The following is a 19,376-nucleotide window of genomic DNA, read 5'->3' on the forward strand; positions in this document are numbered from 1 at the left end:
CCGCAGGATATCCTGCGGTTTTTTCTTTATCGTCAGCTTTGAATTACTTTTTATCGCCTATAGGTCAATGTAATAATCCCGGCTATTTTACCAAGAGGTGATTCAAATTCCACCTCATGTTTTGTAACCAGTTCTTTATCTGTGAAAGAAAGAATTTCATATCGAGTAACTTCACCCACATCGTAGTTCATCACAAGATCGCCACCGTCAATTTCCCAAGTACCCAATCCATTCAAATCTCCTTTTCCAGCAAAAATCCTGAAGGTACCGTTTTCATTGAGTTCTAGCCTCCCATCTTCGTGAAGCATTCTTCCTCCCTCAATCATAGCTGCCATTTCTCCACCCTCGGATTGTTCAAAGTTAAAGTCCGTTCCAATCCAGGTTCCAACCAAGTCCTCTTTTTGGATTCCACCAGAACAGGAAACCAAGATCATGAGTCCCAAAAAGAAAGGAATGATCGTTAAAATTCGGCTTTTTGAAGAAGGAGGGTTCTTTTCGATTAGTATCATTTGATGTTGATTTTTTTTCGATGATACAGAATTAAGTTTGAAAAAGCACCGCTACCGTAAATCAAACTGATGTTTGAAAGACTTTTTTTAACTAATCACTTCACACAAAACGCCACTTCCAAATGTGATTAATTTCCATGAATCTAGAGGAAACTCAATATATATCAAATCCCCTGGCTGCATATTGAGGTATTCTCCATCACTCAAATTCGCTGCAAAAAGACTAATCAAAGGATTATGTCCAACAATTAAAACTTCATTAAAGTCTTGAGGAGTATTTTCCAAAATATCCATCAGGTCTTGCAAATCCCCATCATAAATGGATCGGACATATTCCTGATTTTTAATCAAAACTCGCTCAGCGACGATGTTTGCAGTTTCTTTGGTTCGTTGTGCAGGTGAACAATAGACCTTCCCAATTTCAGGAGCTAATTCGTTTAGACGTGCCGCAACATGCGAAACTTTTCCCTTTCCTTTTGGTGTGAGAGTACGATCAAAATCCAAATCAGCAGAAAAACTAGCCTCTCCGTGTCTCAATAAAAATAATCGTTTCATAAGTCCAAATTATTCAAAATTTCAAGCCTAAAAACAGTCACAAGAATCCTTCCATCCGATCACCTGAAAATTTAATAGTTGCAGGTGAAAACAATGCCTTCTATTTTTAGCTTTTCAAAACAAGCCCTCAGGCCTAATTCTGAAATTTTTATGTCCAAAAATATCGTCATAGTCGAGTCCCCTGCCAAAGCAAAAACCATTGAAGGATACCTTGGCAAAGATTTCAAGGTTGCATCCAGTTATGGACACATTCGAGATTTGCCCAAAGGTGACAAGGCAATTGATATACATAATCGCTTCAAGCCCACCTATGAGATCACTCCAGATAAAAAAGAAGTGATCAAAAATCTTCGAAGCTTAGTCAAAGATGCCGACACCATCTATCTCGCGAGTGACGATGACCGTGAAGGAGAAGCGATTTCTTGGCATTTGAAAGAAGTCTTGAAACTTAAAGACGAAAATACCAAGCGGATAGTTTTTCGAGAAATCACCAAAAATGCTATTCAACGTGCTATTGAAAACCCACGGGGGATTGATTACGACTTGGTAAATGCGCAGCAGGCAAGGAGAATTTTAGATCGATTGGTAGGCTTTGAGCTTTCACCTGTACTTTGGAAAAAAATCAAAACCGGACTTTCAGCAGGTAGAGTTCAATCTGTTGCTGTTCGCCTGATTGTAGAAAGAGAGCGAGAAATTGAAGCTTTTGAAGCCAAATCTTCTTTCCGAATTACAGCTCAGTTTGAAGTAGATGGAAAAACTTTTCAAGCCGAATTACCCAAAAAATTTGAAACAAAGGCAGAGGCAGAAGCTTTTCTAAAAGCCTGTCTTCAAGCAGAATTTACGGTAGGAAATCTTGAGAAAAAACCTGCCAAAAAATCTCCGGCTCCGCCTTTTACTACCTCCACCCTTCAGCAGGAAGCTTCCAGAAAATTGTACTTTTCGGTAGCTCAAACCATGTCTGTCGCACAGAAGCTTTATGAGGCTGGTAAGATCACCTACATGCGAACCGATAGTGTGAATCTTTCCGAAGAAGCCATGCGATCAGCTGAATCTGCGATCAAGAATGAATTCGGAGATCAATATCATAAGGCCAGAAAATACACTACCAAGTCCGAAGGGGCTCAGGAAGCTCACGAAGCAATTCGACCTACGGATTTTTCCAAACCGGAAATCAGCGGGGATAGAAATGAGCAACGATTGTATGATTTAATCTGGAAGCGAGCTATTGCTTCTCAAATGGCTGATGCTCAGCTTGAAAAGACCAACATCACCATTCAAATCTCCAACTCGGACTTGACACTTTCTGCTCATGGAGAAGTAATCAAATTTGATGGATTCCTAAAAGTATACATGGAATCAACCGATGATGAAAACGAGGAAGATGACAACCAAAACAAGACGCTTCTCCCTCCTATGCAAATCGGTCAGGCTCTTCAGCTTCGGGAAATGAAGGGTAAGGAAAGTTTCACGAGACCAGCTCCAAGATATACCGAAGCGAGTTTGGTGAAAAAACTAGAGGAGCTTGGAATTGGTAGACCGTCGACCTATGCCCCAACTATTTCCACTATCCAAAAACGGGAATATGTAATTAAGGAAAGTCGGGATGGAACGCCTCGTAATTATCAGGAAATGGTAATTGCTGATAGAGAGTTTAAAGAATCTACCAAAACAGAAATTACTGGCGCGGAAAAACAAAAGCTTTTCCCTACCAATATTGCCATGGTGGTAAATGACTTTTTGGTAGAGCATTTTCCAAATGTGATTGATTACAATTTCACCGCAAAAGTGGAGAAGGAATTCGATGATATCGCTTCGGGAGGTCAGGATTGGCAGGATATGATTGATAATTTCTACGGAAAGTTTCACCACAGTGTGGAAGAGACCGAACAGGTTTCTCGTCAAGATGTCAATTCCAGTCGATTCTTGGGCAATCATCCTGAAAATGGAAAACCCGTCACTGCACGTCTGGGCAGATTTGGACCATTGGTTCAAATTGGTGACAATGATGATGAAGACAAGAAATTCGCCAGCTTAAAGAAAGGTCAATTCATAGAAAATATCAGCCTAGAAGATGCACTTGAACTGTTCAAACTTCCACGTGATGTGGGAATGTTTGAGGGTAAAAAGATGGTAGCAGCAATTGGGCGCTTTGGTCCATACATTCGACATGATGGAAATTTTGTTTCCCTGAAGAAAGAACAGGACCCCCTTAGCATCACTGAAGAAGAAGCAATTCAACTCATTCAGGATAAGCGCGAAGCAGATGCCAAAAAGCATATCAAAACCTTCGATGAAAATCCTGAGATTCAGATTCTGAATGGTCGATGGGGACCTTACATCAAGTTTGGAAAAAATAATTACAAGATCCCAAAAGGTAAGGAAGCTGAAAACCTAACTTATCAGGAAACCATTGAAATCATTGAAAACCAACCTGATACTAAGAAAAAAGGCGGACGATTTGCCAAGAAAAAATAAACTTAAAACCGATCTATGGATCGGTTTTTTTGTTCCTAAACATGTCTAGAATGAAAAAATTGGTTGTCTTAACCGGAGCAGGCATCTCCGCAGAAAGCGGAATCAAAACCTTTCGGGATAGCGGGGGGCTTTGGGAAGGTCATGATGTGATGGAAGTAGCTACCCCTGAGGGCTGGTATCGAAATAAAGAGTTGGTCTTGGAATTCTACAACCAACGTAGAAAACAAGAACGCGAATGTAAACCAAATCTAGCCCATCAAATTCTGGTAGAATTAGAGGATTGTTTTTCTGTTCACATAGTCACTCAAAATGTAGACAGTCTTCATGAGCGGGCAGGGTCTTCTCAAGTCCTTCATTTACATGGAGAATTAAACAAAGCACAAAGCACCTTGGACCCCAAGTTGATTTACGAATTAGACCATTGGGAATTGAAATTGGGGGATAAATGTGAAAAAGGAAGTCAGCTTCGCCCTCATGTGGTTTGGTTTGGGGAAGCTGTGCCGAATATGATGCCTGCCATTCAAATCGCTCAAAAAGCTGATATTTTTTTGGTTGTCGGGACATCCTTGCAGGTATATCCGGCAGCTGATTTGGTTTCCTATATTCCTGAAAATACTCCGGTTTATTTGGTTGATCCAAATCTCCCAACTTACCGTCTTCCAAAAAACGCAACCCTCATCAATCAAGTAGCAACTGAGGGTATGAAAATACTCAAAAAGGAATTACTCAGTCTTCTTTGATTTCAAAGCTTTCAGGAAAAGCTATAAATTACAGACTAGATTGAAGTTGAATTTCCATTTTTTGGTAAATAAAAAACCCGAATAACAATTTATGAATCACAAAGTAGCCATCATTGGATGTGGACCTTCCGGTATTACTGCGCTAAAAAATCTCCTTGATCAAGGAATAGAGGCAGTAGCATTTGACCGGAATCAGGATGTTGGAGGAAACTGGATTTACAGCGAGGACGAAAGCCATTCCAGTGTTTTTGAAACTACGCACATCATTTCATCCAAGACCTTATCTCAATACGAAGACTTTACATTTGATGATTTCGATCCTGAGGTGGCTGATTATCCATCTCACGACGAACTCAGAAAATATTTTCAAGCCTATGCAAGACATTTTGGCTTGTACCCATACATCCGATTTGGCACCATGATTCTCCACTGTGAATGGATTGATGCTAACACTTGGGAAATCACAACAGAAAAAGACGGTCAAAAACAAACCGAGCGATTTACCCACCTAGTCGTGGCAAATGGACATCACTGGAAACCACGCTATCCAAATTACCCCGGCGAATTTACCGGAGAATTCCTTCACTCTCATAATTTCAAAAAAGCAGAGCCTTTTCGAGGAAAGCGGGTATTGGTAATTGGAGGAGGCAATTCTGCCTGTGATGTTGCTGTGGAAACGAGTCGAGTTTCAGAAATGACTGCGATCTCATGGAGAAGAGGTTATCGGATCGTTCCAAAATTTATTTTTGGAATGCCATCCGATAAAGTTGCAGAACGTTCCAAATGGATTCCTCCCCGAATTCGAATGTTTTTGAATTCGATTTTGCTTCGGGTAATTATTGGGAAAAATGAAGCTTATGGGCTTCGTCCTCCAACAGAACCTTTTGGAGCCACCCATCCTACAATCAATGATGAGCTTTTGCATAAAATCCGCCATGGCAAAGTCAAGCCACGATTAGATATCAAACGCTTTGAAGGCAAGAAAGTAATCTTTGAAGATGGGAAAGAGGAGGAATATGACAGTATTGTGGCATGTACAGGCTACTGGCTAAGTCATCCATTTTTTGACAAGGATTTTATCGACTATAGCAATGGACCAGTTCCCTTGTACTTGAAAATGTTCCATCCTTCCATCACCAATCTTTACTTTATTGGGATGTTCCAGCCTTTGGGTTGTATTTGGCCGGGAGCAGAACTTCAGAGCAAATTAATGGCTCAAGAATTAATCGGGAATTGGAAGCGCCCAGAAAACATAGAGGAACTCTGCGAAAAAGAGGTTAAAAATCCCGATTACAAGCAAATTAATACTCCTAGACATACGATCACGGTAGATTTTCATCGATTCATTCAAGATCTAAAAAAACAGCTTCCTAAAAATTACATTTCCAAAAACCCGGTCCCACAATTAATAAATCAGCAGGAGGTATGAAAAAATTAACCTTCCCTCACCCGCTCATCATTTTGGTGGGGTTTGTTCTACTTTCCTGGGTTTTCACCTTTTTGATTCCTTCTGGGAACTATGAAAGAAAACCAGATGAGCAGACGGGACGTGAAGTAGTTGTCCAAGGAAGTTATGAGTTGATTGAAAAGCAATCTGTTTCTTTTAAGGAAATGCTACTGGCAATTCCAGAAGGAATAATTCTGGGAAGTGACATACTTGTCCTTATCCTACTTATCGGCGGAGCTTTTTATGTGGTAGAAAAAACCGGTGCTCTACAAGCTGGAGTCGAAGCCTTGATTTATCGATTTCATAAAAGACAAAATCTCCTTCTCATTTTCCTTTCCTTGGGATTTTCTTTTGCAGGAGCCACCATAGCCATGCAGGAAGAAATAATTGCGATGGTTCCGATATTGGTGATTCTGGCTAAAAATCTCCGAATGGATATCCGCTCAATAATAGGTTTGTCTTTGGGCTCATCATTGGCAGGCGCTGCATTTTCACCAATCAACCCCTTCAATTCACTTTTGGGGCAACAACTAGCAGAATTAGACCTTTCAGAAGGATTGATTTTCAGAATGCTCGTTTTCGCCCTAGGAATAGGTTTATGGACTTTTTTGATGATTCGGAATGGAAAGTCCAAAGTAGCTATCACTGAATCACTGGAATTCGAACCAAGCCCAATTGGCTGGAGACATGGCTTGATTTTATTTCTTTCTTTGGGAGGAATAATTGTTATGGGATGGGGAATCACCCAACATGATTGGGGATACAATGAGATGTCTTCTCTATTTTTTGTGATTGGAATATCCTGTGGTTTAATCGGGAAACTTGGAGTAAACGGTACCGCTAAAACCTATACAGAAGGTTTTGGAGAAATGATCTTTGCTGGAATTATCGTTGGCTTGGCAAGATCTGTTTACTTGGTTTTAGAAAAAGGAAAAATCATCGATACAGTTATTTACTCATTTTTTAATCCTTTGGAAGGACTTCCTGATTTAGTAGCGGTAAATGGACTTTTCCTAGCGCAATGCTTAATTCATATTCCCGTACCTAGTACTTCTGGTCAAAATGTTTTGACTATTCCATTGGCCGTTCCCTTAATGGACTTGTTGGGGATTTCAAGACAACTCGCTGTATTATCCACCCAATATGCAGTCAGTATGATGGATATGATTACTCCAACTAATGGGGGGATGATGGCTGTTGTTGCCGCTGCCGGAGTAAAATTCAATGACTGGATTCGATTTATCATTAAAAGTTGGCTAGCTGTTGTTGGAATCTGTTTGTTATCCCTAATAATCGCCTTAATTTGGTTTCATTAAACCTAAATAACCTTGATTCATGAATATTAACGATCATAATCCCCTACCCACTTACATAGCTGCTGAAAATCGGTATCAAGGAATGAAATACCGAAGAACCGGGAAAAGCGGCTTAATACTTCCAGAAATCAGCCTTGGTTTGTGGCATAATTTTGGGCACAATGCGGACTTTACGCTTGGCAGAAGAATTATCCGAAGAGCTTTTGATTTGGGAATTTCCCACTTTGACTTAGCTAATAACTACGGACCTCCTTATGGTTCGGCTGAGGAAAACTTTGGAAGAATCTTCAAAAAGGACTTGCTCCCATACCGTGATGAGCTGATCATTTCTTCCAAAGCTGGATGGGATATGTGGCCAGGTCCTTACGGAAACTGGGGATCAAGAAAATACCTGATTGCTAGCTGCGATCAAAGCTTGAAGCGAATGGGACTGGATTATGTAGATATTTTCTACCATCACCGTCCAGATCCAGAAACTCCGCTAGAAGAGACAATGGGTGCCTTAGATCAATTGGTGCGTCAGGGTAAAGCTCTCTATGTGGGAATTTCTCAATATAGTGCAGAAGAAACAGCCCGCGCTTATTCTATTTTAAAGGAAATGGGCACACCGCTTCTGATTCACCAACCGAGATATAGCATGCTTGATCGATGGGTTGAAGGCGGTCTTTTAGATGTTCTTGAAGAAAAAGGAATAGGAAGTATAGCTTTCTCACCATTGGAGCAAGGACTTTTGACGAATAAATACCTGAAAGGAATTCCTGAAGACTCCAGAGCTGCCAAAGATGGCCGGTATCTGAAACCTGATCAGATCAGTGAAGACAAGATTCAGATGATCAAAAAGCTTAATGATATCGCTATTTCAAGAGGACAAACCTTAGCTCAGATGGCTATTGCTTGGCTATTGAAAGATCATCGAATTACCTCTGTTTTGGTTGGTGTTTCCAGACCTGAGCAACTGGATGATAATGTTGCATCTATCAAAAACACCCAATTCAGCGATTCGGAGATAACAGAAATCAAATCAATTATCGGAGCCTAATGCGGCGCATTCAAGCGGGAAGTGCCCTAACGATCATTGTGATCTCCCAATTTCTGGGTACTTCCCTTTGGTTTGCCGGGAATGCAGTTATTCCTGAATTGAGTCAGAAGTTAGGCCTTCCCGAGCTCACAGGAGCAATGACCTCGGCTGTCCAATTTGGCTTTATTTCCGGAACTTTAATTTTTGCCATCCTTTCAATACCAGACCGGTTTTCTCCAAGTAGAGTTTTTTTAATCAGCTCTTTTTTAGCCGCTGGATTTAACCTCCTGATCACAGTATTTCCGCTAAGCTTCGAGTTTTTATTGACATTTCGATATTTGGTTGGTTTTTTTCTCGCGGGGATTTATCCAGTGGGAATGAAAATCGCTGCCGATTATTTTGAAAAAGGCCTCGGCAAGGCTTTGGGATTACTGGTCGGAGCATTGGTACTTGGTACGGCTCTTCCCTTTTTGATTCGAGGATTGGATTACCAATATTCCTATGAACTTATTTTTTGGATTACCTCTAGCCTAGCTGTTTTAGGAGGAATTGCGGTGGGCCTATTTGTTCCTGATGGACCTTTTCGCACTCGCAACCCAAAATTCGATTGGAAAGTACTTCCTCGCCTCAGTCAAATAAACTCTCTTAAAGGAGCGGCATCGGGATACTTTGGTCATATGTGGGAACTTTATACTTTTTGGGCTTTTGCACCACTAGCCTTAGCTTATTTCACCAATTGGCAGACAGGGAATCCAAGCAATTCAATCGGAGTGTTTTTCATTATCGCCATAGGTGCTTTTTCATGTGCTTTAGGAGGATTTATAGCAGCAAAAAAAAGTAGCCGAACCGTTGCACTTTCCTCTTTACTAGGATCAGGAATTTGCTGTATTTTGGTATTTCTATTGCCTGAAAATTTCGGATTTCCGGGCTTCCTTTTTCTCCTAATTTGGGGCGTTCTCGTCACTGCTGATTCCCCGCAATTCTCCACTTTAGTTGCCCAATCTACTCCACCCATCTATCGAGGTACGGCACTTACATTGGTTAACTGCCTCGGTTTTGCATTGACTATTTTTTCGATTCAGCTTACCGAATGGCTAGTACCCAGACTGGGAGTTTCAACCTCTCTAGGACTTTTAGGAATTGGACCCATGATCGGGTTATTTCTATTTCGCTTTTTCCAAAAAAAAGAGGCCCTGTCTCAAGGCCTCTCGAAGTAGCGTCAAACCGGACTATTGCTACCTAACTACATTTTCTAAAGTTGCTAAATAAACCCACTTTTGCTCTCTAGAGTTCAAGCCCTCATTCACAGCCCTTCGGTCCGCCTCTGTTTGATCTAAATCCTCATAGGCTTGAGCATTGAAAAACTGCATGTAATCCTTATACATATTCAAGGTAAGATGAGTTGATTTGGCTTCAGTTCCTAATGGTAAAGCTGTTCGCAAAAGACTCCAATGCCCCATCAAACCTTGCTCGATTCGCTTCTGATGAATAGGCTTAAACACTTCCTCTTCTGCTTTTTCATAAGCTGCAAAATTACCCTCTTTCGCCTTCATCAGATCAAAGGAGGCTAAAACCCCTGGTCTCATGTGAAAATCATCCTCTGTCTTCACAATCTCTCTCATATACAATCGCATTGGCATTTCCCGCATAGAGAGAGAATTTTCGAATAACTTGACCACTTGGGCATCATTCAGGTGAGGGTAAGCGATTTTGGTGTATTCGATCATTTTAGTCTCATCCAATCCGTCCATCATTTTCACAGGATCATCATAATAGGTAATCATAATGTACTGGAAGTCTGAATGGCTTGCTCCTGACTGAAGGGCCCAAAAGTCCCATCCCGTGATTTGATTATCATTCAAGGCTTGTCTGTAAACCTTCTCCATCAAGTCTTTAAACTCGATGTAATCAAAAAGTTGGTCACTTTCTACCTTGACAAATTCAAGTACCATGTATTGATCTTTTTGAGCTTTTGCTGAAAAAGCCCAAAGCATGATACCAACGAGGAGAAAAACATACTTTTTCATAATTAACTGGGTTAAGTTGTTGTGCTTTCGTATAATTTAAAAAATTATTCTGCCACTTATATAAATTTTGGAATTTTATTTTTCAAAACACCATCCCCTCAAAAAAAATACTTGCACTTATCAGGCCTCTATTCTGTAATTTTTTTAATTTAACTACCTGAATTTTGGTATTTCTCCAATAAAACGAAAAGAATATGAATGGATTGTCAAGAAGGAATTGGCTAAAAAAAGTAGGGCTTGGAAGTAGCGTAGCCATGATGGGAGGAGGCTTACTCAGTCCCCTTACTGCTAAAGAGGTCGAAAAGTTCAATCCCAGGCGATTGGATGGACCAATCCGATTGGGGTCAAATGAAAACCCTTTTGGTCCTTCTCAAAAGATGAGGAAGGCTATGATGGATCACTTTGATCTAGGCTGCAGGTATCCTTGGGGATACAATGCCGATTTGGTTAAACTTCTAGCAGAGAAAGAAGGCGTTCCTGAAGATCACATTGTCTTGGTTGCAGGCTCCACAGAGGGCCTCAAAGTAGCTGGAATCACTTTTGGTCAAAGCGGTGAAATTATTTCTTGTGCACCAACCTTCCTCTCCATGATGGATTATGCGGAGCTTTGGGGTACAGATATCAACTGGGTCCCATTAAACAAGGATTTAGATTTTGATCTTGATGAAATCGAAAAACGAGTATCCTATCAAACCCGATTGGTATTTCTATGCAATCCAAATAACCCAACAGGAAAATTACTCCCAGCAGATCGAGTGAGAGACTTTTGTGAAACGGTAAGTAAGAAAACCGTGGTATTCAGTGATGAGGCATACTATGACTTCATCAAAGAGCCTAATTATCCTTCCATGGTAGAGTTGGTCAAAAAAGGAATGGATGTGGTAGTCTCCCGCACTTTCTCTAAAGTATATGGCCTTGCTGGAATCCGATTGGGTTATTTGATCGCAAGACCTGCTTTGGCACAGCGCCTTCGCGAGCGGGTGGTTGCCAATACAAATATCATGGCGATCGAGGCAGGTAAAGCAGCCTTGGCAGATCAAGAGTTTTATGACTTTACCCTTCAAAAAACCAACGAAGCCAAAGATGCCATTACCAAAACTTTGGATGAATTGAAGCTACCTTATTTGGACAGTCATGCAAACTTTGTCTTCTTCCAATCCGGAAGAGATATCAAAGAATTGAATAAAGCGTTTGCTGATAAGGGCATGATCATCGGGAGACCATTTCCACCACTGAATGATTGGTGTCGTATCTCTACAGGTACCCCAGAGGAAGTCAACCTATTCAATCAATACTTAAAAGAATTGTACAGTTGATAGAAGAAAATCTCATTTTAGAAAATGAAAAAATCCTGCTTCGCCCTATTAAGGAGCAGGATTTTTCTTTGCTGTTGGAATTGACTCAAGACCAAAGCCTTTGGGAATATTTCACGCATAATCTAAGTACAATGGATGGAATCCAATCTTGGGCTCTTCCGGCTTTACAAAAGGAGCGGCTTCAATTTGTTTTGATTGACAAAGACTCTGGGAATCTTATGGGTTCCTCTGGTTTTGGGAATTATTCGGAAAGAGATGAAAGGATTGAAATAGGTTGGACTTGGATAGGAAAGCCTTTTCAAGGTACTGGTGTGAATGCTCAAATGAAATTCCTGATGATGGAATATGCTTTTGAACAAATGAAGCTCGAACGGATAGAATTAAAAACAGATGTTTTGAACTTACCTGCTCGGAAGGCTTTAATCAAATTGGGATTGGTAGAAGAAGGAATTTTGCGGAGCCATACTCTGCTATCTACTGGAAGAAGAAGGGATACGATTTACTATAGCCTTTTAAAAAATGAATGGGAAAGGTTTAAAAAGTCATTTAAAGAAGCGTAGAAAAGAGGCTGTCTTTTAAATTCCTATTGTCATAATGAGCGAAGTCGAAATGTAGCAATATTAAATGCACTTGGACTTCGACTTCGCTCAGTCTGATAAAAAATAAGCTTTAAAGACAGCCTCTTCCTTATTTCAACCAATCCGGCTTAGTTGTTTCGACTTCAGCTTGAAGCTGATTTAATAAATTGTATAACCCGAAATAGGTTCGGTTGATATACAATCCATGTCTCGAGCCACGTGCCTGACGGGATTTTTTGAACATTTTATCATTCGAGATTCGATCTCCTAATTCAAAGATTTGCTCAAAGAATCCATCATCTGCGAAATCAAATCGTTCTGCATGAAAAGGTTTTCCAAGCAGAGAAATCATCTCTTTGAAGACACCTTTGAAATAGACTTTTTCTTCTTCCGTATCTTGGTCTGAGATGAATTCGAGCCCATAGAAAATTTCATTCAGTTCTTCTTCTTTGATCAATAAATCCTTTTTGATTAAAGAAAAATAGCCCTTGTAAAAATCTTCAGGAATGACTTTCACACAACCAAAGTCAATAATTCCCAAAACATCTTTATCCTGAATAATGAAATTACCGGGATGCGGATCCGCGTGAACCTGCTTCAAATTATGGACTTGATGATGATAGAAGTCCCAAAGTGCTTGTCCTACTTGATTTTTGGATTCCTGACTTGGATTAGTCTCGAGCCATTCTTTGATATGTTGCCCTTGAATCCAATCCATGGTAATGATTCGTTCTGAACTGAACTCATCATAATAGTTGGGAAAATTCAGATTAGGAATATGTGAACAAGCTTCCGAAATCTCTCGAGATCGCTCGATTTCCAGTAAATAATCTGTCTCTTCCAATAGTCTCTCTTCGACCTCTTCCATGTAATGATCCAATTCTTTTTCATTCATATTTAGAAGTCGAAGGGCGAAAGGGCGCACCAATTTCAAGTCAGAACTTACAGAATCAGCCACCCCTGGATATTGGATTTTAACGGCTAATTTTTTACCATCCAAGGTCGCCTGATGAACTTGACCAATGGAAGCAGCATTGACAGCAGATCTTGTGAAAGTGTTAAAAAGTTGCTCAGGCCCTTTTCCAAAATACTTCTGGAAAGTTTTAACCACTAACGGATAAGAAAGCGGTGGTGCCGAATATTGTGCCATGGTAAACTTGTCCTGATAAGCTCGAGGCAACAGGTTTTTATCCATGGACATCATTTGAGCAACTTTCAAAGCCGAACCCTTCAGTTGGCTAAGAGACTTATAAATATCCTCAGCATTGGACTGATGAAGAGATTCCTTGTCCAATGAAGGATTGACCATTTTTTTAGCGTAATGTCGGACGTAATTCCCTCCAACCTTGGCGCCTGTTGAAATAAATTTGGCGGCCCGCTGTACTTTGGAAACCGGGATGGATTCCTGCTCTTTCAATTTCTCAGCCATTGTTACTTGCTTTGATAAAGGAATTTGGCGAAATCTAAGAAGCTATCCAGTGCACTTTTTCCCATCAGGTCAAAAGCCAAATTGACCGATTTTTCGATAGCTGCATCTGTCTTTTCAAAGCCAGGAGACTGATCTTTCAACCAGTAATTGAACACAAACAAAACCTGAACCCATAGCGCCTCATCATATCGATCCGAAAGGATAGGTCGATTTGCAATTTCCTGAGTTTCTTTTCCTTCCAAAATAATCTCGCCTGCATAATCCTTGAATTTGCTTCGAAACTCTTTCAATTCAGTAGGAAGGCTGGTAAGTGACTTTAATTTCTCTGAATACAAGCTCAACAAGTAAGAACGGTTGTTCTTTAGAACTTCAATCCAAGTGAATAGAAATCCCAAAAACTTTTCTCTTGCAGAGTATTCTTTATAAACTTCCTGTGCTTCCAACTGAGAGACAGTCTCATCAAATAGCTGCACCCAAATCTCTGATTTAATTGCATCGAAGGAAGTAAACCAAGTATAGAATTCCCCTTCGGTCATTTTCAGCTCCTTTGCAAATTTGAAAATGGAGGCAGGCTCCTTTCCAAATTCCAAGACATGCTGCTGATAACTTTCAAGGATTAACTTTCGATAGTCTTTTTTAGATGTTTTCTTCTTTGCTGTAGTTTCCATGAATGGATAATTGTTTTTCATGAATAACACCTGAAAACAGCAGGAGGTTTAAATAAAAGTCATAAAAAAACCGGACCATCTGATCCGGTTATTTATTTTGATTGGTTTCAATCCTTCACTTTCTCTATCACCAAGTTATGATTGGTGTAAATGCAAATGTCAGCAGCTATCTGAAGACTCTCTCTGACCATTTCTTCGGCCGACAGCTGAGGAGCAAATTTTTTCAAAGCTCTAGCTGCTGATTGAGCATACATGCTTCCAGAACCAATGGTGGCAATTTCCATGTCCGGCTCAATAACGTCTCCGGTTCCCGAGATGATTAAAATATCATCCTTGTCAGCCACGATCATCATCGCTTCCAATTTGCTAAGCATGCGGTCCATTCGCCATTCTTTGGCAAGTTCCACAGCAGCCCGCTTCATGTTATTTCCAAAAGCTCCAAGCTTTTCTTCAAACCTTTCCAATAAAGTAAATGCGTCAGCAGTTGACCCAGCAAAACCGGTCACGATTCTACCATTTTGCAACACGCGAATTTTCTTGACGCTACTTTTCGCAACGGTATTTCCCAAAGTAGCCTGTCCGTCTGCGCCGACTACAGTTTGTCCATTGTGACGAATCGCGACGACGGTTGTTGATTTAATTTTTTCCATGAGAATAAAAATTTTCTTCTTTGAATTTCTGATTCGAACTTTCCTACTCAAGTAGGTGAAGATTAGATACCAATAACCGTTCTAAAGCAAAAAGTCCTGCGAAAACAGGACTTTTTGACAGGTTATTGATTAAATCAAAATTCTTACTGGATCTTCGAGTAAACCTTTTAAGGTTAGAAGGAAAGCTGAACCAACAGCTCCGTCAACTACTCGGTGGTCACAAGAAAGCGTTACTTTCATTACGTTTCCAATTTTCATTTGACCATCCTTTACGATAACGGTTTCCTTGATTCCTCCAACTGCCAAGATACAAGCATCTGGTGGGTTGATGATGGCAGTGAATTCTTCAATACCAAACATTCCCAAGTTAGAGATAGTGAAGGTATTTCCTTCCCAATCTTTTGGCTGCAATTCTTTGTTCTTTGCTTTCCCCCCCAAAGTTTTTGCTTCAGAAGAAATTTGAGATAAGGACTTGCTATCTGCGAATCGAATTACTGGAACCAACAATCCTTCTTCAACGGCAACTGCCATTCCGATATGGATATGATCATTGTATCGAATCTTATCTCCTAGCCAGCTAGAGTTCACTTTTGGATGTTGGCGCAATGCAGCAGCAGCAGCTTTGATTACCATATCATTGAAGGAAATCTTTACTGGAGAGACCTCGTTCATGCTCTTTCGAGCTTCGATAGCCTTGTCCATGTTGATTTCCATGGTAAGGTAAAAATGCGGTGCCCCAAACTTACTTTCAGAAAGTCGCTTGGCAATCACCTTCCGCATTTGAGAAACATTCTCCTCTCGGTAGCTTTCTTGACCAACAGCTGGAGCTACTCCCGTTGCAGCAGCAGCTACAGGGGCAGCTGCAGGAACGTAATTTTCAACATCCCGCTTAATGATGCGACCGCCTTCACCAGTACCCGGCACAAGTCTAATATCGATTCCTTTCTCTTCAGCAATTTTCTTCGCAAGAGGAGAAGCTTTCACCCTTTCTCCATCCGCCAATACTGGTGCTGGAGCAGCAGTTGTCGCCACCGGTGTGGAAGCAGCTTCTTTCTTAGGCTCAGGCTTTGATTCAGCTTTTGCTGGAGCAGTTTCTTCAACTGGAGCAGCGGTTTCTTGTTCGTGGGCCTTTAGAAGCGTCTGATAATCCGCCCCCTTTTCACCGATTACAGCGATTACGCCATCCACAGGAACACTATTTCCAGCCTCTACACCAATATATAAAAGCGTACCATCCTCGTAAGATTCAAGTTCCATGGTAGCCTTATCTGTTTCAACCTCGGCAATGATTTCACCGGATTTAATATCGTCTCCTACCTTTTTCAACCAAGATGCAATGGTACCCTCTTGCATGGTATCCGACATCTTAGGCATGGTAATAACAGTAGCATTAATAGCAGAGGTATCGATTTTTTCAGCCGTCTTTTCAGGAGCAGCCGACTTCATTTCTTCTGCAGGTTTTTCTTCCTTGGTCTCAGAGGCTGCACCATTTTCGGTTAGGAGATGATCAAACTTCTCTCCTTTTTCACCAATCACTGCGATAATTCCATTCACTGGAACTGCCTCTTTCTCTTGTACTCCGATATGTAATAGGACACCTTCATCATAGGATTCTAGCTCCATGGTCGCTTTGTCAGTTTCCACTTCTGCAAGGATATCTCCCGGCTTTACGGTATCTCCGACTTTTTTCAACCAAGCAGCGATCACCCCTTCTTCCATGGTGTCACTCATTTTAGGCATTCTAATTACTTCGGCCATAGGTTTTTGCGCGCTTATCGTTTTTTAAAGTGTCCAAAAATAGTTTTTATAAACTCTTTATTCAAATTTAGACTTGTATTTTCGAGCAGATGATTTCGGGCTTTCTCGCGACAAAAATATGCCATTAATTTCCAATAGTAGTTACCAAAGACCTAAGTGGCTGTTTAACCGTCATTTGGAAACCATCTACCCAGCCCTGTTTCGAAATATCGAACTTCGAAAACCCGAATCAGAACGAATTCCCACACCTGATGGAGATTTTTTGGATTTGGACTGGTATCAAGCCAAAAACCGCCACCTTATTATCATCTCTCATGGTCTAGAAGGAAACAGCAGACGTCCTTATATGTTGGGGATGGCTCAGATTTTTTTGAAAAATAATTACGATGTTCTGACTTGGAATTATCGCGGTTGCGGAGAGGAATTAAACCAACAACCTATCTTTTATCACTCCGGAGCTACTTATGATTTAGATACTGTTGTAGGACATGCTGCAAAAAAATATGATTGGATTTCATTGGTTGGCTTTAGTCTAGGTGGAAATCTTACATTAAAATACCTTGGAGAAGATCTTTCAAAGGATAAACCCATCCAGAAAGGTGTAGCAATTTCAGTTCCCTTACATCTTTCATCAAGCAGCAAAAAGATTTCTTCAGGCGAAAATCAATTGTACTCCAAACGCTTTCTGAAAACACTGCGAGAAAAAGTGATTCGAAAAGCACATCATCATCCTGAAGAAATCCCGGTTCACTTTTTAAGAAAGATAAAAACGCTGAGTGACTTTGACGATTATTTCACAGGTCCCTTGCATGGTTTTAGTGATGCAGAAGAGTACTATGAAATCAATTCTTCTATTTTTTTCCTGGAAAAAATAAACATACCAACCTTGGTTTTGAACGCGCAAAACGATCCATTTCTTTCAGACCATTGCTTTCCTGTAAGGCTTGCAAAAGAGCTGGATCAGGTCTTTTTTGAATTCCCAAAACAAGGAGGTCATGTAGGATTCTCTGTTTCAGGAACAAAAGACCCCTATTACTCGGAAAAAAGAGCATTTGAATTTATTGAAAGGGATTTCTAACTTCCGCAAATAAAGAATCAGCAAATGTGCGGACGATATTCCCTCAGCAAAAGTAAAATTGAACTGGAAGAGCGATTTCAGGCGGAAATGCTTGCGGACTTTTCACCACGATACAACATTGCTCCTACTCAGCTAGTGCCGGTAATCACTTCAGATAGTTCCAAGGGCTTCTCCTTCTTTTATTGGGGAATTACTCCTGAGTTTGGAAGAAACAAGCCGGTTTCACAAAAACTGATTAATGCCAGAGCAGAATCCGTTCATCAAAAAGCGTCCTTCAAAAATTCATTCAAAAGAAGGCGTTGCATCGTTCCTGCAGACGGATTTTATGAATGGAAAAGATTGGGAAAGAAAACCACAATTCCTCATCGATTTACCTTGGAAAATAATGCGTTGTTTTCCTTTGCAGGAATCTGGGATGAATACGAAACAGTAGATGGAGAAAACCAGCACACCTTTTTGATCTTAACCACAGAACCCAATCAACTCGTATCCGATGTTCATGATCGAATGCCGGTCATTCTTGACAAGAGTTCTGAAAAAAAATGGTTGGACTCTTACAGCTCGGAAGAAGAATTAATCGACTTATTGAAACCATACCCTGCCGATCATATGATTAGCTACCCTGTCAGTCCTTTGGTTAATTCCATCAAAAATGACAGTCCGGCTTTGATTCGGAAGACTTCTCCCATGGATCAACATGGGAATTACACCTTATTTGGATAGGCAAAAGGCTTCAAATCCTTTTTTGTTTTCCAATCCTTGGTTCGGATATTTGTTGTCCGACTTTGAGAAACCCAAAATACTAATGAGAAAATCCAAGATTCTTGGCGTGGGTCATTGTGTACCTGAGCGAATAGTAACCAATGAGGAGCTGTCCAAAATGATGGACACCAACAATGAATGGATTGTAGAACGAACTGGAATTCATACAAGACATTGGTTTACCCCAGGAAAAGACACTATCACTTCTCTTTCCAAAAAGGCAACCGAAATGGCCCTTGAAAGAGCAAATCTTACAGCCAAGGATATTGATTTTATTGTTTTTGCTACCATTACTCCTGACTATTTCATACCTGGGAATGGGGTTTTACTGCAGCGAGAACTTGATTTTGACAACATCGGTGCCTTGGATATTCGGAATGCTTGTTCTGGATTTATCTATTCGCTTTCCATAGCGGATCAATTCATCAAAACAGGTATGTATAATCGGGTTTTGGTAGTCGGGGCAGAAATTCAATCCTCGGCTTTGGATAAAAGTGATGAAGGCCGATCTAGCTCGGTGATTTTTGCAGATGGAGCCGGAGCAGTTGTTTTGGGTCCAAGTACTTCTGAAAATTCCGGGATTCTTTCAACACACCTTCACTCACAGGGTAAATATGCTGAAGAACTTTATTGTAAAGACCCTGGAAGTAGTCGGGAAGTACGACTTTCTCCGGAACTTATCGAATCAGGCAGCTTTTTCTTGAAAATGAATGGAAATGCGGTTTTCAAGCATGCAGTGGTTCGATTTATGGAAGTAATTCAGGAAGCCTTGGACTACAATGGCTTAGATAAATCCGATATAAATCTTTTTATCCCTCACCAAGCGAACCTTAGAATCAGCCAGTACATTCAGCAGAAGTTGGAACTTCCTGATGAAAAAGTCTTCAATAACATAATGCACATGGGAAATACCACTGCTGCAACTATTCCAATCGCCATGAGTGAAGCTTGGGAACAGGGAAAAATAAAAGAAGGAGATTTAATCTGTCTTGCGGCATTCGGATCAGGGTTCACTTGGGCTTCGGCACTTTTGCGCTGGTAAAATGGATG

The 19,376-nt window shown here is 40.7% G+C and carries 18 protein-coding genes; 11 read left to right on the forward strand and 7 right to left on the reverse strand.

Translation table 11 applies throughout. The features are described from left to right. Window positions 1–50: 50 nt before the first annotated feature. Window positions 51–509 (reverse strand): lipocalin-like domain-containing protein, encoded by a 459-nt coding sequence (locus NY014_RS05795; RefSeq protein WP_259413609.1) that lies wholly within the window; start codon window positions 507–509, stop codon window positions 51–53. Between the two features lie 87 nt (window positions 510–596). Further along, window positions 597–1,064 (reverse strand): phosphohistidine phosphatase SixA, encoded by a 468-nt coding sequence (sixA, locus tag NY014_RS05800; RefSeq protein ID WP_259413610.1) that lies wholly within the window; start codon window positions 1,062–1,064, stop codon window positions 597–599. A 150-nt stretch (window positions 1,065–1,214) separates the two neighbouring features. Between sixA and topA the strand changes: the two genes are divergently transcribed. The 6 genes from topA to NY014_RS05830 all read left to right on the forward strand — a co-directional run bounded on the left by topA (window position 1,215) and on the right by NY014_RS05830 (window position 9,277). After that, window positions 1,215–3,539, forward strand: a complete 2,325-nt coding sequence (topA, locus tag NY014_RS05805; protein ID WP_259413611.1) for a type I DNA topoisomerase — start codon at window positions 1,215–1,217, stop codon at window positions 3,537–3,539. 50 nt (window positions 3,540–3,589) lie between these two features. After that, a complete protein-coding gene (locus NY014_RS05810; RefSeq protein WP_259414135.1) occupies window positions 3,590–4,279 on the forward strand; it encodes an SIR2 family NAD-dependent protein deacylase in 690 nt (229 codons plus the stop codon). 91 nt (window positions 4,280–4,370) lie between these two features. After that, window positions 4,371–5,708: a flavin-containing monooxygenase gene (locus NY014_RS05815; RefSeq protein ID WP_259413612.1), complete on the forward strand. Its 1,338-nt coding sequence runs from the start codon at window positions 4,371–4,373 to the stop codon at window positions 5,706–5,708. Further along, window positions 5,705–7,042 carry a YfcC family protein gene (locus NY014_RS05820; RefSeq protein WP_259413613.1) on the forward strand — a complete coding sequence of 446 codons (1,338 nt, stop codon included), beginning with the start codon at window positions 5,705–5,707 and terminating at the stop codon, window positions 7,040–7,042. Before NY014_RS05815 ends, NY014_RS05820 begins: the two co-directional genes overlap by 4 nt. Before the next feature lie 19 nt (window positions 7,043–7,061). Then, window positions 7,062–8,081 (forward strand): L-glyceraldehyde 3-phosphate reductase, encoded by a 1,020-nt coding sequence (mgrA, locus tag NY014_RS05825; protein WP_259413614.1) that lies wholly within the window; start codon window positions 7,062–7,064, stop codon window positions 8,079–8,081. Next, the gene (locus tag NY014_RS05830) at window positions 8,081–9,277 is read left to right on the forward strand and encodes an MFS transporter (protein WP_259413615.1); all 1,197 of its coding nucleotides are present in this window, start codon (window positions 8,081–8,083) and stop codon (window positions 9,275–9,277) included. Before mgrA ends, NY014_RS05830 begins: the two co-directional genes overlap by 1 nt. A gap of 18 nt (window positions 9,278–9,295) precedes the next feature. Here NY014_RS05830 and NY014_RS05835 read toward each other — a convergent pair whose 3' ends face one another. Continuing rightward, window positions 9,296–10,087, reverse strand: a complete 792-nt coding sequence (locus NY014_RS05835; RefSeq protein WP_259413616.1) for a hypothetical protein — start codon at window positions 10,085–10,087, stop codon at window positions 9,296–9,298. Between the two features lie 194 nt (window positions 10,088–10,281). Here NY014_RS05835 and NY014_RS05840 point away from each other — a divergent pair, with 194 nt between their 5' ends. Both NY014_RS05840 and NY014_RS05845 read left to right on the forward strand, forming a co-directional pair. After that, window positions 10,282–11,403, forward strand: coding sequence for a pyridoxal phosphate-dependent aminotransferase (locus NY014_RS05840; protein ID WP_259413617.1), 1,122 nt, complete (start codon window positions 10,282–10,284; stop codon window positions 11,401–11,403). Next, entirely contained in the window at window positions 11,400–11,963 is a 564-nt protein-coding gene (locus NY014_RS05845; protein ID WP_259413618.1) for a GNAT family N-acetyltransferase, read from the forward strand. Before NY014_RS05840 ends, NY014_RS05845 begins: the two co-directional genes overlap by 4 nt. A gap of 127 nt (window positions 11,964–12,090) precedes the next feature. On the opposite strand, the gene NY014_RS05850 is transcribed toward NY014_RS05845, so the two are convergent. From NY014_RS05850 to NY014_RS05865, 4 genes are all read right to left on the reverse strand, one after another. After that, window positions 12,091–13,410: an ABC1 kinase family protein gene (locus NY014_RS05850; protein ID WP_259413619.1), complete on the reverse strand. Its 1,320-nt coding sequence runs from the start codon at window positions 13,408–13,410 to the stop codon at window positions 12,091–12,093. Between the two features lie 2 nt (window positions 13,411–13,412). Then, the gene (locus NY014_RS05855; protein WP_259413620.1) at window positions 13,413–14,078 is read right to left on the reverse strand and encodes a TetR/AcrR family transcriptional regulator; all 666 of its coding nucleotides are present in this window, start codon (window positions 14,076–14,078) and stop codon (window positions 13,413–13,415) included. A gap of 107 nt (window positions 14,079–14,185) precedes the next feature. Continuing rightward, window positions 14,186–14,728: an ATP-dependent protease subunit HslV gene (gene hslV / locus NY014_RS05860; protein ID WP_259413621.1), complete on the reverse strand. Its 543-nt coding sequence runs from the start codon at window positions 14,726–14,728 to the stop codon at window positions 14,186–14,188. A 129-nt stretch (window positions 14,729–14,857) separates the two neighbouring features. Then, window positions 14,858–16,486 (reverse strand): pyruvate dehydrogenase complex dihydrolipoamide acetyltransferase, encoded by a 1,629-nt coding sequence (locus NY014_RS05865; protein WP_259413622.1) that lies wholly within the window; start codon window positions 16,484–16,486, stop codon window positions 14,858–14,860. Between the two features lie 118 nt (window positions 16,487–16,604). On the opposite strand from NY014_RS05865, the gene NY014_RS05870 reads away from it, so the two are divergent. From NY014_RS05870 to NY014_RS05880, 3 genes are all read left to right on the forward strand, one after another. Further along, on the forward strand, window positions 16,605–17,564 hold the full coding sequence (locus NY014_RS05870) for a YheT family hydrolase (RefSeq protein WP_259413623.1): 960 nt from the start codon (window positions 16,605–16,607) through the stop codon (window positions 17,562–17,564). A gap of 24 nt (window positions 17,565–17,588) precedes the next feature. After that, window positions 17,589–18,287, forward strand: a complete 699-nt coding sequence (locus NY014_RS05875) for an SOS response-associated peptidase (protein ID WP_259413624.1) — start codon at window positions 17,589–17,591, stop codon at window positions 18,285–18,287. 82 nt (window positions 18,288–18,369) lie between these two features. After that, entirely contained in the window at window positions 18,370–19,368 is a 999-nt protein-coding gene (locus NY014_RS05880; RefSeq protein WP_259413625.1) for a 3-oxoacyl-ACP synthase III family protein, read from the forward strand. Window positions 19,369–19,376 lie beyond the last annotated feature (8 nt).

Origin of the sequence: Algoriphagus limi (assembly GCF_024919275.1) — a bacterium.
In the GTDB taxonomy this organism is placed as follows: domain Bacteria; phylum Bacteroidota; class Bacteroidia; order Cytophagales; family Cyclobacteriaceae; genus Algoriphagus; species Algoriphagus limi.

Bases quoted from the DNA above. Each gene is read 5' to 3' on its own strand.
- NY014_RS05850 (WP_259413619.1), bottom strand. From the start codon at position 13,410: ATGGCTGAGAAATTGAAAGAGCAGGAATCCATCCCGGTTTCCAAAGTA.
- NY014_RS05810 (WP_259414135.1), top strand. From the start codon at position 3,590: ATGAAAAAATTGGTTGTCTTAACCGGAGCAGGCATCTCCGCAGAAAGC.
- sixA (WP_259413610.1), bottom strand. From the start codon at position 1,064: ATGAAACGATTATTTTTATTGAGACACGGAGAGGCTAGTTTTTCTGCT.
- NY014_RS05835 (WP_259413616.1), bottom strand. From the start codon at position 10,087: ATGAAAAAGTATGTTTTTCTCCTCGTTGGTATCATGCTTTGGGCTTTT.
- NY014_RS05820 (WP_259413613.1), top strand. From the start codon at position 5,705: ATGAAAAAATTAACCTTCCCTCACCCGCTCATCATTTTGGTGGGGTTT.
- NY014_RS05865 (WP_259413622.1), bottom strand. From the start codon at position 16,486: ATGGCCGAAGTAATTAGAATGCCTAAAATGAGTGACACCATGGAAGAA.
- NY014_RS05875 (WP_259413624.1), top strand. From the start codon at position 17,589: ATGTGCGGACGATATTCCCTCAGCAAAAGTAAAATTGAACTGGAAGAG.
- hslV (WP_259413621.1), bottom strand. From the start codon at position 14,728: ATGGAAAAAATTAAATCAACAACCGTCGTCGCGATTCGTCACAATGGA.
- NY014_RS05830 (WP_259413615.1), top strand. From the start codon at position 8,081: ATGCGGCGCATTCAAGCGGGAAGTGCCCTAACGATCATTGTGATCTCC.
- NY014_RS05815 (WP_259413612.1), top strand. From the start codon at position 4,371: ATGAATCACAAAGTAGCCATCATTGGATGTGGACCTTCCGGTATTACT.
- NY014_RS05795 (WP_259413609.1), bottom strand. From the start codon at position 509: ATGATACTAATCGAAAAGAACCCTCCTTCTTCAAAAAGCCGAATTTTA.
- NY014_RS05870 (WP_259413623.1), top strand. From the start codon at position 16,605: ATGCCATTAATTTCCAATAGTAGTTACCAAAGACCTAAGTGGCTGTTT.
- topA (WP_259413611.1), top strand. From the start codon at position 1,215: ATGTCCAAAAATATCGTCATAGTCGAGTCCCCTGCCAAAGCAAAAACC.
- NY014_RS05855 (WP_259413620.1), bottom strand. From the start codon at position 14,078: ATGGAAACTACAGCAAAGAAGAAAACATCTAAAAAAGACTATCGAAAG.
- mgrA (WP_259413614.1), top strand. From the start codon at position 7,062: ATGAATATTAACGATCATAATCCCCTACCCACTTACATAGCTGCTGAA.
- NY014_RS05880 (WP_259413625.1), top strand. From the start codon at position 18,370: ATGAGAAAATCCAAGATTCTTGGCGTGGGTCATTGTGTACCTGAGCGA.
- NY014_RS05840 (WP_259413617.1), top strand. From the start codon at position 10,282: ATGAATGGATTGTCAAGAAGGAATTGGCTAAAAAAAGTAGGGCTTGGA.